Source organism: Vibrio sp. QJM3NY_35 (assembly GCF_057785915.1).
In genome coordinates, this window is sequence record NZ_CM173508.1 from 713,195 (window position 1) to 725,158 (window position 11,964).

Consider the following 11,964-nt stretch of genomic DNA (forward strand, 5'->3'; position numbering starts at 1 on the left):
ATCCGCCAATTTGCGCGACTTTTCGAAATAGGCGATCGTGTAACATTTTATTTACACAATTCCGACAGCCCCTTATTTTGCTGATCTTTTGACTTTGTAAAACCTAAATACCAGACTGAAAACGTTAACTTTTTGTTAAAGGTAAAGGAATGCACGAAAGCAATAAGCCAGTTTGGCAACCTAGCGAGCAGCGCATCGCAGACGCCAACTTAACCCAATTCATGGATAGCCTTGCTCAGCAGGGCGTACTCGGACGGGAATTACAAAACTACACGGATTTCCATCAATGGTCCGTGGAACATCCCGAGTCGTTTTGGCAGAACGTTTGGCAGTTTTGTGGAATGGTGGGCTCGCAGAACAGTATTGATAACGCACAAAGAGAGCTCATCAAAACTCAAGGCGAGAGCCGCTGGCTGCAGCCTAAATCGAATCGCGATGCAGTTTGGTTTCCGAATGCGCAAGTAAACTACGCCGAAAATTTGCTGCGCTTGGCGCATGAGATACCGGATGAACGTGCTATTTGGTTTGAGAATGAGCGTGGCGAACAACAGAGTTATACATGGCAAACTCTAAGTGAAGGCGTCTCTAGCGTTCAACAATGGCTTGTTGATAACGGAGTTCAACAAGGTGATGTGGTTGCTGCTTATACGCCTTATCTACCGCAAACCGTGATAGCGATGTTGGCGACCACCAGCTTAGGGGCGATTTGGACATCGACCTCTCCCGACTTTGGCATAGAGAGTGTGATTGAACGATTTGGCCAAGTGAAACCTAAGGTGCTATTCACCTGTGATGGCTACACCTTCAATGGCAAAACGTTCGATATGACGGACAAGAACCATGAAATCATCGAACACTTAACCGAGCTAAAGCAGGTGTGTCAGATCGGTTATTTAAAGCCAAGTGATGATTTAGAGAAGAGCAATTTGGAGAAGAACAAAGTTAAACATGGTGTGTCAATCCAAAGTTGGATAAACATCATTAGTCACTATCAACCAAAGCCTCTTCGATTTACTCGTGTGAACTTTAATGAACCACTGTTTGTACTCTACTCTTCTGGCACAACGGGCAAACCCAAGTGTATTGTGCATTCTGTCGGTGGCACCACCATCAATCACCTAAAAGAGCATCAACTTCACTGCGATGTTAAGCCACACGATCGCATGTTCTACTACACCACTTGTGGTTGGATGATGTGGAACTGGCACGTCTCTGCGCTCGCCAGCGGGGCTTGTTTGGTGATCTTTGATGGTAACCCGGTTTATCCGCAAACCAATGTACTTTGGGACTTGGCACAGCGCGCGAATGTATCGTTGTTTGGCACCTCAGCCAAGTATTTAGAGGCGATTGAGAAAGCCGAACTCTCGCCAATAGACAGTCACTCGCTTCCTCATTTGAGAACACTGTGCTCGACGGGATCAGTGCTTTACCCAGAGCAGTTTGATTACGTTTACAAACACATCAAACAAGACCTGCATTTAGCCTCAATTTCTGGCGGCACGGATATTTGTGGCTGCTTTGTATTGGGTAACCCGATCTCGCCTGTGTATCGCGGTGAGTGCCAACAGGCAGGGCTTGGAATCGATATCAAGGTGTTCAACTCTTCTGGTGACAAGGTCAATCACGAACGTGGCGAACTCGTGTGTACAAACTCCCTACCCAACTTCCCTGTTGGTTTTTGGAATGACACAGGGGGGCGCTACCACAGCACTTACTGGGACAGGTTTGATAATGTGTGGCATCACGGTGATGAAGTCGCACAGAGCATGCATGGTGGCTACCTGTTCTACGGGCGAGGCGACACCACTCTCAACCCTGGTGGCGTGCGAATTGGTACTGCCGAGATCTACCAGCAAGTGAATACCATTGAGGGCATTGTTGATTCGATAGCAGTCGGCAAAGACATCGACCGCAATGAGCAAATATGGCTGTTCGTTCAACTGCAGCAAGGTGTGAGCTTAGATGATAACTTACTGACAGCCATCAAAAGTAAACTCAAATCCTCTTGCTCACCGAGGCATGTACCAAGCCAGATTTTTGCGATCAGCGACGTGCCAAAAACACGCTCTGGTAAATTGGTGGAGTTGGCAGTGAAGCAGGTCGTGAATGGCAAAGATGTAGAAAACCTCGGAGCAATCGCTAACGCCGAGGTTCTAGAAGAGATAAAGCGTGCTGTTTCGCTGTAGCGCTGAGACCTAGAAGAACATGATTTAGAAATAAAAAGTCCTCCGTGGAACTTAACGCCGCGGAGTTTTTTTGATCTTCGTATTCGATTTATCTAAGTGGGCTAATCAGCACGAGCCTGTCATTATCAATCAAGGTTTGAGCTGTTCCAATCGGTTGTCCAACCATCTGTGCCTCAAACCTCGAACAGCTAAACTCAAAACTCAAAACTCAAAACTCAAAACTTTCAGTATAAATTTGTGCTGCTGGGACGCCTATTGAAACTAGGTACTCAGTCATATCCCTCATAAATTGAGTCGGCCCACATATATAGGCTTGCTGGCTAGCCGCATTCGGCACCACCTTTTCCAGTGCATCTTCTGTCAACCGCCCCTGACGACTACTAATGATATTTATGTAATTGAAACTAGGGTAATTCATTGCTCGGCGTAATAATTCTGATTGGCTAATGAGGTGCTTTTCATCTCTTTCTATGTGGATCATAGTAATATTGGTTTGGTCTTGTAATGAAAATGCGCCGATACCACGAACCATCGCCAGATTAGGCGTAATACCAATGCCAGCACTCAGTAACAGCAAATGTTTAGGAACGACCGGTTTTTGCGTTTCTATGTCCAATCGAATTGCAGTCATTTCGCCTTGAACACCCAGCAATTTAACTTGCATGCCGAGCTCCGCATGGTCGTGTAACCAGTTCGTTAGCAACCCATTTGGGACACGCTTCACCGTAATATCTAATGTATTGTCGCCATTAATACTGTTAGGTGTTTCCGATAGAGTCCAAGTACGTACCTCAAGCGGTTCACCATCGGGAATATTGGAAAATTCAAAAGTAGCATATTGACCAGGCAGAAAAGCAATACGACGCGGTATCACAAAGCGGAAAGTCTTAACATGCTCGCTTTCGTCCACAATTTTCGCCAACGTTGCCACTTGCGGATATTCAGTTTCAGAATCTAAGATTTCTGCACCCACTACCACAGGGTTATAAGGAGAGTAATCTAAGCGTTGCCAACGATGGCTGGTAACATTGTCTGTTCGGATAAGACTTGTTATGTGAAAGACTATTTTCCTTGAAGCACCTTCATAACTCCCATCGTGTGCCCAATCTACAGTTGCTCGGCCTGTCATTTGAATCATGCTACCTGATTCAAAATTTACTAAAGTAACTCCAGCTCTATCACAAGATTCCAAATTACCCGAGGTAAAAAACATGCCATTACCACGATACTCAGGCCACTCTATGATAGATGGTGATATTACTCGTATAAAACCTGGTTGCCCGCCTCTATGATTGCAATCAGCACCGACATTAGGTGCGTAACTGCCGATCCACAAAGTATCGATTGTCCGAACAAACGCTTGATCATCAGGAGTTAACTGAGTGCGGATTACTGCCTTTGCATCTTTGTTTAAGGCAGACGCTTCATTTGATGCATGGATGATTTGTCTGCGATTAATGTATTTAGGGCAGTTGGGGCTATATTCCTCAACTTGTAAATTCAATCCACGGCTCTCTTGATTCATTGAAGTTAGCGAAGTGCCGCTAATGCGATGTCTTATTCTTCTATTTAAATCAATTCCTAATAATGAAAGAGGCGTGCCAGGCTCAATAAATTTAAGTATTTCAGAGTTTGGGATGCAACTTGCGGAGATTGAAATTTCGTGTTCTGAGGTAGCCGTTAAATCACCAGCTTTGCCGAACAAAGGGGTTACCCACACAGACTGACTCTTTATATCAACACTTGCTAAAGCGGCAAATGATTGAGCTGCCAAAAATGCATCATGACTAGAAGAAAAGCTAAGGGCACTGCGCTTACCGGCAGCGAGTTCAGCGGCTGCGCCTCTTGTTCCCGCTTTGTCTTGGGCTGCTAATTCCCCCGGATGATAAGATAAAAAAGACATAGTATCCCTTATTTTTTCGTTGTTAATTTGCTTGCTTCAGAGCTTTAAAACCATCGAGGCTTTCTACCGAAAAAAGCCATGTTTATAGCTGAATCCGTGCTAGTCATGGATGGTGATTAATTAAAAAACTGACGGTGCTGTCCAGCATGTGCGGGCAAACAGCCTGTCGATAGAAATGAACGATGAGCTATCACGTCCCTACTCGTACCAGCATATTAGCTCTCCCTTATAAAAGGGAGAGATGTCACTTTTCAGATCGTGTAATCGTCTATTTATGAGCGTGCCTCGTAACGCTTCTCACACGAAATAGCCGTGTTAGGCATAGAGCCCTACAGCTGTGCGAGGCATCGCTTTGAAGCCATCAAGATTCTCAATGTTGCTTAGCAGACGGAGTACATTCGGGTACTTGTCTAGCGACACGTTACCTTCGGGTGCATGAGCCACATATGAGTAGACGGCAATATCCGCAATGGTTGGTCGACCACCAACCAAGAAGTCTTTGTTAGCCAATAAAGTATCGAGTTTGGTAAGTGCCTTTTCAGCAACAATTTGACAAAACTGAGCATCGAATGGCGCGTCAAAAACAGTAATTAGACGGGCAGCCGCTGGACCAAAAGCTATTTCACCAGCGGCCAGTGTTAAGAACTTTTGCACTTCAGCTTCTAGCATAGGATCCGAAGGAAGAAAGTCTGGAGCATATCGGCGCGCCAAGTAAACGAGGATGGCATTTGAATCGCTGATGACAATGTCATTGTCTTCAATGACCGGTACCTGTCCCAAAGGGTTTAATGTTAGGAACGGTTCTTTTTTGTGCTCTCCTGATGGAAGATCAACATAAACAATTTCGTGTTTAATATTGGCAATGCTTACAAAAAGTTCCACACGGTGTGCATGGCCTGATAATGGAAAACTGTAGATTCGAATACCATGTGACATTGTAGCCTCCTAAACGGACTGGTTTGATTGTGTATGCTAGGAGTATATAAGGTGTTTAATAGGTTATAATCTACCCATATATACAATGATAATGTACATTTTGTAGATAATTATAATTCTGAGGTCAGCAGAGAAAGGGAGTTTATGGACACTATTGAAGCGATGCGGGTTTTTGTTAATGTGGCACGTCAAAAATCCTTTACTCAAGGAGCAAAGCAATCAGACCTGAGTACGAAGCTAGCAAGTAAGTATGTTCGTCAACTTGAAGCGAGATTGGATGCTCAACTTTTTTATCGAACTACACGCAGCGTGACATTAACCGAAACGGGACGAGCTTACTATAAGCGTTGTCAACCGATACTAGAGCAGTTTGATGAGCTCGAAGACTTGGTACAAGACCGTCAAAAAGAACTTTCAGGGACTATCCGGTTAACAGCATCCACAAGCTTTGGAAGCAAAGAGTTGATAGAACCACTGCTAAGCTACCAAAAGCAGCATCCCGAAGTAAAAGTCGATCTTCGCCTGTCAGACAACCATATTGCGGTCGTGGAAGAGGGCGTCGATATTGCAATAAGATTTGGTAAGCTGCAAGATTCAAATTTAATGGCACGAAAGCTGAAAGATATGCGAGTGGTATTTTTTGCTTCCCCAGACTATCTAAGTCTCAATGGCTTACCTACTCATCCTGAAGAACTTGTCGATCATAACTGCCTGCTTTTTCGTAGCTCTACTGATTCGAAAAACTGGCATTTTAACCTCAATGGCCAAATCGTCTCTTGCCCAGTGTCTGGGACTTTCAATGCAGACTCACCAAGGGCAATTACCAATATGTCGCGTGGTGGTTTAGGTATCGGAATTGGGCCGTATTACGCCGTCGAAAACCATGTCAAATCAGGTGAGCTAACGTTGCTTTTCGAAGAGATGGAAGTAGAGCCAATGGGGTTATACGCCGTATATCCCGAGAACCGACATTTAACCGCAAGAATCAGAGCTTTAATCGATCATCTTGTTGCTTGGTTTAACGACTAAGCGCTAACCAGTATTAGGAATTTAGGTGCCTCGCTTATATCTAGTTCTGGGCGAATTCTGACCGGCTCATTTACATTCTAATGAGTCTCAGAAATAGTCTTAGTGTGCTCTAGGTAAGAGCCAAACTACATCAGTAAATCCTCGTATCTCACTTTATTGGTATCTACGATTTTTTTCTCAATAAAGTCTAAGAATACTTTAACTCTAACGGGTAAAACTCTGCCAGGTGGCCGTACCGCCCAAATTTTTGTGTCGTTCACAAGCTTATAATCCGGAAGGATTTGAATCACTCGACCAGATTTTAACGAAGGCCCTGCATGCCAGTAAGAGGCCATACCAATCCCCATACCAGACTCAACAAGATCACTGACCGCATCCCCTAAGTTTAAGGAGATCGGATTTGCTACAGATACCTTGTGTACTTTCCCGTCAGCACTCATAAACGCCCAATCGACAGCATGACCCAAGGGCAAACATCGATGCTTGAGTAAATCTTCTGGGCTTTCAGGCGCACCATATTTTTCAATATAGTCTGGTGAAGCAACTAGCATAATTGGATTGTCAGCCAGTCGCCTCGCTAACAGGTTACTTGAAGACAAGTTACCAATACGGAAGGCTAAGTCGTAGCCATGCTCAATTAAATCCTCGGTTTTATCGTTAAAGTCAATTTCCAATTCAAGATTAGGATACAGCTCGAGTAACTCAGGGATAAAGGGAACAATGTAATGTCGACCATATGAAGCTGATACAGCCACTTTTAATCGCCCTTGAACATTGCTTTCGCTACCTTTGAAGACATTTGCCACCTCTTCAACATCGTCAACAATGCGTCTGGCATGAGGTAGAAACATTTCACCATCATGAGTCAATGTGATGGTTCTTGTTGAGCGATGGAACAGTTTTACGCCCAGCTCCGCTTCTAATTGTTGGACTCTTTGGCTGGCATTAGTCGTTGAAAGCCCAAAGTCTTCGCCAGCACGTCCAATTTTTCCTATTTCTACAACTCGTAAGAATAACGCTAAGGTTTTTAGATCAAAGTTCACTTCATCCGCCTCTCTATTAATCCCGAATTTAAGGATAGTCTTTCCTTAATCTGCTAGATGATACCAAATAGTGGCATATATATAATCATTTACGAATTCACCAACGGAGACAAACCAATGAAAGCAATTATTACTCATCAAGCAGGCGGCATTGAAAACCTACAGTTGCACGACGTAGAAAAGCCAACAATTAGAGCCAATGAAGTACTAGTAGAAACTCGAGCCATCAGCATTAATCCTGCGGATACCAAAGTGAAGTATGCAGAAGAAGCGTTACTTGATTTGTATGGCGAAGAGCGTCCTATCATTTTGGGGTGGGACATTGCAGGCACAGTGATTGAAGCTGGTGCAAACGTCACCAATTTCAAAGTGGGTGATAACGTCTTTGGTATAGTGAATTTTCCAGGAAATGGTAAAGCGTATGCGGAGTATGTTGCATCTCCAGAATCACATATCGCATTAATACCTGAGGGCGTTAATTTTATCGATGCAGCAGCAACCACACTTGCTGCCATGACAGCCTATCAGGCATTGAACGGTCGGGTAAACCAACGTGATAAAGTTCTAATTCATGCGGGATCTGGCGGCGTGGGCCACTTTGCCGTTCAAATAGCCAAACAGATGGGCGCTTATGTTTATTCGACAAGTTCGGTTCGAAATAAGGATTTTGTGATGTCACTTGGTGCAGATGAGCACATCGATTACCGTGAGCAAGACTTTGAAAAAGTACTTCATGATATTGATTTAGCGTTCGACACGGTGAGTCCAGAAAACGCTGAAAAGTCGCTACAAGTGCTGCGTTCTGGTGGTCAACTCGTTTCAATTACTATTCGAGAGCCTTCAGATAACATGCAAAAAACTGCGTTTGAATCAAATTTAAAGATTACTCCGCTTCTTGTTCAATCTAACGGTGAAGACGCTTCAAAAATTTCTGAAATGCTCGCCAACAACTCGATCAAACCACACGTATCTCAAATTTTCGAGTTTAAAGATTTAGCTCTGGCGCACACTGCTGTCGAAACTGGCCGAACCGTAGGTAAAGTTATCGTAACGGTTTAGTTCCCATAAGTCATTGAAGTTAAAATTAAAAATCTAGCAAGGTGTAGAGTAATGATTAACCAAATTGTAAAGTTCACAGTAAAGCCAGAATACGAAGACGAATTTCAACAACAGCTATTGGAGCACCAACTGGCGAGTAGCCAAGAAACTGGCAATGTGGAGATGCGAATCTATGTTGATAACCAAGATTCGAATCTATTTTTTGCCTACGACCGTTGGGTTAATCAGGAGGCTTTGGATTCACACTTACAGCAGGCACACACTCAAAAACTCATCAAACTGACAGAAACTGCTTTGGTTGAGCCTGCGATGGTTTTGAACCTTAGTGAAACAACCCCTGCGCCTGTGGCCTTAAAGCAAGCAGATAAAGAGGATGAGAAATTTAATATTTTCTTCATTTTCAAACTAAAAATGGAACATCGTGAAGCGCTAATCGCCCAGTTCGAGGAGCATATTCAACACACTCGCACCGAGGCAGGTAATTTGTTGTTTGATTTGTTTACCATTAATGGCAATGACGACACGTTAGCCGTGTATGAACACTGGAGAAAAGAATCGGATGTTTGGGATATCCACTTTAATCAACCTTATTCGAAAGTGACTGGGGCATTAATGGAGAAAGCCGTGGTAGGTGATATGAACCAGTACATGAACTTTGTCACTCAAATAGCGGGTTGATTGGAGATAATAATGACGGCTTATTATGTAGTTAATTATGATATTGCGGATGAAGAACTTTATGCGCAATACAACCCTGGGTTAAATCATGTCACTGCTAACACGGTTGCAAAGCATGGTGGTGAGATTTTGGTCGCAACAAGTGAAGGTCAAACACTGTCGGGGCAATGTTTACAAATGAAAATAATCATTCAGTTCCCAAGTAGAGAAGCTGCATTAGCATGGGATAATGACATTGAATATCGTGACGCAAAACTCATACGCCTTGCTGCCACTACCAATATAGATTGCTACATTGTAGACAAATTGGTTGTTCCGTCTTAATACCAAGAATCTTATTTAAGTACAGGTAGTGGAAGGCGTAGCGGATGAGTAAAGTTGATCGTTACTTTTAGGTGATTCGAATACTTTGTAGAAGCAGAGATTATTCGCATCACCTTAGTTTTATTGGCTTCTTAACAAGCTTTTGTCCCGCGGCGTTCAATCTAACCCTCACCATAGTTTGCCAGGACGAAAAATATCAAAGCAAAAGGATGACTAGAAATACCAACATAAGGCTTTCTAACCTCGGAAAAGCCTGCAGCTATAACTAAACAGCGGTTTCCAAGATGGTGGGGATTCGCTTTGCTAGTATCTCAGCAAACTTTTCATGCTGAGATGCTTGCCAATGTATACCTTCTTTTGGGCAAGGTTGGATTTCGGTTGCAGCATCAAAGAAATGACAACCCAGTTCTTGGGAGCGAAGTTTAAAATAGTGTCCTAGCTGCTTTGATTTAGCTTCAGCGTTCGTAAAACCCTCTTTTAATGGATTCACTTCAAGGACATGAGTAGGTGACACTAGCAAGACTTCAGCAGGCTTAGTCATAAAACCGTGTTGATAGTTTTGTATCAGTTGAACGAGTCTTGCAGCCCCTTTAGATATATCACTGGCAGTCAAATTGAAACGAGATTTGAGGTCATTGGTTCCAAGCATCAGTATAACAAGATCGGGGTGATGGCTTTCTATGCACGGTAAAAGGTAATCTAGCCCTTTTTTTCCTGCTTCATAAGGGTCATCTAAAACGGTTGTTCTGCTGTTTAAACCCTCTTCAATCACGACATAATTAGGGAGTTTTGATTGAAGTAACATCGTCCAGCGCTCTGCACGGTTATATCTACGCGGTAAGTCTGGGGAACATCCCCAAGTGTTGGAATCGCCAAAACATAGAACTGATTTCATAGCCATTTTATTCGTTGATTTAAAGATATTTAATTGTATTACAAATAAAATAAACATTGTTAGCACTACGTCAGACACACCTTAGATGTTTGTGGTCTATCGTATTGCAGTCGAAATTAGCCGTAAAGTGTTGCTATACGTTTACGTAAGTACATTCGCATCCGCTTGGTTCTCTGGTATCGCCTCAATAAAAGCGGGTAACTGGTTACACGCTTCGACAATCGAGTTAATCAATGGATACGGTGACATATCAACGCCAAAGCGCAGCGCGTTATACACCTGTGGCACCAAGCAGATATCGACAATGCATGGTGAATCGGTGATGCTATACACCGAATCACCGTGTGTTTGACGATGCTTAGAAAGCTTCTCTTCTAAAGCACAGAAACCTTGGCTCATCCAATAATGAAGCCAGTCCATTTTTGCCTCTTGCTCGCACGACAATTCCCGCTCCAAATACTGCAGCACACGCAGGTTATTCAAAGGATGAATTTCCATCGCGATATCCTGAGCCATTGCCAACGCTTGATAACGCAGTGGTGTTTGCTCTGGAATGAGCGAGGAGTCAGGGCTGCTCTCACACAAATAGTGTTCATCGAGATATTGAAGAATTACCAGCGACTGATTGAGCTGAACTTCACCATCCACCAGCACAGGCACTAATTCATTGGCGTTGAGCTCGCGATATTGTGGGTCATGCTGCTCGCCGCCATTACGCACCAAATGCACCGATTTCGACTCATAGCTAAGTTGCTTTAGGTTCAAGCCAATACGCACTCGATAGGCTGCCGAAGAGCGCCAGTAACCGTAAAGTACAATTTTCTTGTTCACGATGCTCTCGCTCATACAGAAATCCTATTATGTGGACTATAGCGCCCGATACTGACTCACTTTTTGGTCTATCGCACCAAAAATGGAATCACCCGCCGCATCAAACATCTCAAGCTTGATCGAATCGCCAAACGACATGAATTGAGTCGAAGGCTTACCATCGCGAATCGTCTCTATCATGCGAACTTCAGCTATGCATGAATAACCCACTCCGCCCTCGGCAATTGAGGTGCCGTGGTCAGTGCCTTGTTTGTTCGATACCGTGCCAGAGCCAATGATTGCACCAGCCGACAGTGGACGAGTCTTCGCAGCATGGACAATCAGCTCCGCGAAATTGAAGGTCATGTCCACGCCTGCATTCGGGCAACCAAAAGGCGTGTCGTTGTAGGTTGAAGTCAGTGGCAGATGTACCTTGCTCCCTTTCCACTGTTCACCCAGCTCATCAGGCGTAACGGCAACCGGAGAGAACGCTGAAGAGGGCTTAGACTGGAAGAAACCAAAACCTTTGGCGAGTTCGGCCGGAATCAAACCACGCAGCGATACATCATTCACTAGCATCAGCAGACGAATCGAATCATGCGCTTGCTTGGCACTGGCTCCCATTGGCACATCTCCGGTGACAACCGCGACTTCGCCCTCAAAATCGATACCCCATTCGTCACTGGCAAATTCAATATTGTCACGTGGACCAATAAAGGCATCTGAGCCACCTTGATACATGAGTGGGTCAACCCAGAAGCTTTCTGGCATTTCAGCACCACGAGCCTTACGCACCAGCTCGACGTGGTTTACATACGCGCTGCCATCTGCCCATTGATAAGCGCGTGGCAGAGGCGATTCACAATATTGAGTGGCAAACACTTCACTTCCCGTCACATGCCCGTTATTGAGCGAGGTGTATAACTCTTCTAACTGAGGAGCAACGCTGTCCCAGTTATCCAAGGCTACCTGCATGGTGGGTGCAAGGTGCATTGCATGGAAGATTTCAGTGGCAGGTACACACTGTTTGAGATCTTTGCTCACGACCATCAACAGACCATCGCGAGTACCATTTTTCTTGGTTGCTAATTTCATCCTTGT

11 protein-coding genes are annotated in these 11,964 nt (G+C 44.2%); 5 read left to right on the forward strand and 6 right to left on the reverse strand.

The annotated features are described in order from the left end of the window. Positions 1-149 precede the first annotated feature (149 nt). Positions 150-2,186 (forward strand): acetoacetate--CoA ligase, encoded by a 2,037-nt coding sequence (locus AC3CH3_RS18640; protein ID WP_016790513.1) that lies wholly within the window; start codon positions 150-152, stop codon positions 2,184-2,186. Between the two features lie 208 nt (positions 2,187-2,394). Here AC3CH3_RS18640 and AC3CH3_RS18645 read toward each other — a convergent pair whose 3' ends face one another. Then, complete coding sequence (locus tag AC3CH3_RS18645) at positions 2,395-4,089, reverse strand: FAD-binding oxidoreductase (protein WP_488538956.1); 1,695 nt, start codon at positions 4,087-4,089, stop codon at positions 2,395-2,397. A 315-nt stretch (positions 4,090-4,404) separates the two neighbouring features. After that, positions 4,405-5,025: a glutathione S-transferase family protein gene (locus AC3CH3_RS18650; protein WP_010432311.1), complete on the reverse strand. Its 621-nt coding sequence runs from the start codon at positions 5,023-5,025 to the stop codon at positions 4,405-4,407. A gap of 144 nt (positions 5,026-5,169) precedes the next feature. On the opposite strand from AC3CH3_RS18650, the gene AC3CH3_RS18655 reads away from it, so the two are divergent. Further along, entirely contained in the window at positions 5,170-6,054 is an 885-nt protein-coding gene (locus tag AC3CH3_RS18655) for a LysR family transcriptional regulator (RefSeq protein WP_488538957.1), read from the forward strand. A gap of 125 nt (positions 6,055-6,179) precedes the next feature. On the opposite strand, the gene AC3CH3_RS18660 is transcribed toward AC3CH3_RS18655, so the two are convergent. Then, a complete protein-coding gene (locus AC3CH3_RS18660; protein WP_372015102.1) occupies positions 6,180-7,097 on the reverse strand; it encodes a LysR substrate-binding domain-containing protein in 918 nt (305 codons plus the stop codon). A gap of 117 nt (positions 7,098-7,214) precedes the next feature. Here AC3CH3_RS18660 and AC3CH3_RS18665 point away from each other — a divergent pair, with 117 nt between their 5' ends. Genes AC3CH3_RS18665 through AC3CH3_RS18675 form a run of 3 tightly spaced genes read left to right on the forward strand, consistent with a single transcriptional unit; the run spans position 7,215 to position 9,158 of the window. Then, a complete protein-coding gene (locus tag AC3CH3_RS18665; protein ID WP_488538958.1) occupies positions 7,215-8,156 on the forward strand; it encodes an NADP-dependent oxidoreductase in 942 nt (313 codons plus the stop codon). 51 nt (positions 8,157-8,207) lie between these two features. Then, complete coding sequence (locus AC3CH3_RS18670; RefSeq protein WP_010432303.1) at positions 8,208-8,834, forward strand: putative quinol monooxygenase; 627 nt, start codon at positions 8,208-8,210, stop codon at positions 8,832-8,834. Positions 8,835-8,846: 12 nt separating this feature from the next. Then, on the forward strand, positions 8,847-9,158 hold the full coding sequence (locus AC3CH3_RS18675) for a DUF1330 domain-containing protein (RefSeq protein ID WP_016794880.1): 312 nt from the start codon (positions 8,847-8,849) through the stop codon (positions 9,156-9,158). A gap of 265 nt (positions 9,159-9,423) precedes the next feature. Here the strand turns inward: AC3CH3_RS18675 and AC3CH3_RS18680 are convergent, their stop codons facing one another. From AC3CH3_RS18680 to AC3CH3_RS18690, 3 genes are all read right to left on the reverse strand, one after another. Further along, the gene (locus AC3CH3_RS18680; protein WP_016787475.1) at positions 9,424-10,110 is read right to left on the reverse strand and encodes an SGNH/GDSL hydrolase family protein; all 687 of its coding nucleotides are present in this window, start codon (positions 10,108-10,110) and stop codon (positions 9,424-9,426) included. Between the two features lie 84 nt (positions 10,111-10,194). Then, a complete protein-coding gene (gene maiA, locus AC3CH3_RS18685; protein ID WP_488538959.1) occupies positions 10,195-10,899 on the reverse strand; it encodes a maleylacetoacetate isomerase in 705 nt (234 codons plus the stop codon). A gap of 21 nt (positions 10,900-10,920) precedes the next feature. Beyond that, positions 10,921-11,958 (reverse strand): fumarylacetoacetate hydrolase family protein, encoded by a 1,038-nt coding sequence (locus AC3CH3_RS18690; protein ID WP_488538960.1) that lies wholly within the window; start codon positions 11,956-11,958, stop codon positions 10,921-10,923. Positions 11,959-11,964 lie beyond the last annotated feature (6 nt).